The sequence below is a fragment of the Bacteroides sp. 224 genome (assembly GCF_010500995.1).
Lineage (GTDB): Bacteria > Bacteroidota > Bacteroidia > Bacteroidales > Bacteroidaceae > Bacteroides.
Genome location: NZ_QVMK01000116.1, coordinates 1 through 313, shown reverse-complemented (window position 1 = coordinate 313; position 313 = coordinate 1). Strand labels below are relative to the sequence as shown.

Below are 313 nucleotides of genomic sequence, written 5' to 3'. Positions count from 1 at the left end.
ACGGATTCTGTGAAGTTTGATTGCAAGCTATATTCATAATAATGCACAATGAAATCAATGATAGTTTTAATAATCTCATAATTTGCAAAATCAAGTAAGACTAAAAGTGCATCGAGCCAATCCAAGGAATATGTGATAGATTTTTTTGGGCAATCTCCGGACTCATGGTAGCGGAGAAAAGGAGTGTATTACGCTCTTCCGGCACATCGGCCAAGATGGCATTGATGAATGAGTACAGGGTCGAATTGTTTTCGTCCATTGATATAACGGAGTTTGTATCATATTCTTGACAATGAACTAATTTTGGAAATTT

At 36.1% G+C, this 313-nt stretch carries 1 pseudogene; it reads right to left on the bottom strand.

Annotated features, from left to right (window positions below):
• Positions 1 to 130: 130 nt before the first annotated feature.
• A pseudogene (locus D0T60_RS18690) lies at positions 131 to 313 on the bottom strand (hypothetical protein); the annotation flags it as partial.